Here is a 387-nt window from a genome sequence, read left to right as displayed (position 1 = left end):
CACGTGGGTAACCTGTATGTGAACCGCAATATCGTCGGCGCCGTGGTTGGCGTGCAGCCGTTCGGTGGCGAAGGCCTGTCGGGCACGGGCCCGAAGGCCGGCGGCCCGCTGTATCTGCTGCGTCTGCTGTCGACGTGCCCGCAGGACGCAATGCGCACCGCGCTGCAACTGACCGCAGGCGCGGGTACGGAGGTCGATACCGATGCGCGCCGCGCGCTGCTGGCGCCGTTCGATGCGCTGACGGAATGGGCTCGCAAGCAATCGCCGGAACTGGCCTCGCTGTGCGAGCGCCTGGCTGCAGCCTCGGCCACGGGCGCCACCGCCACGCTGCCCGGCCCGACCGGCGAGCGCAACACCTACACGCTGTTGCCGCGCGAAGCCGTGCTA

The 387-nt window shown here is 70.5% G+C and carries 1 pseudogene; it reads left to right on the top strand.

The features are described from left to right. Nucleotides 1-387: pseudogene (locus tag AC6EMZ_RS23355) on the top strand (hypothetical protein); the annotation flags it as partial.

The sequence above is a fragment of the Enterobacter sp. SCRI0065 genome (assembly GCF_059766475.1).
This window is presented reverse-complemented; position numbering and strand designations above follow the sequence as displayed.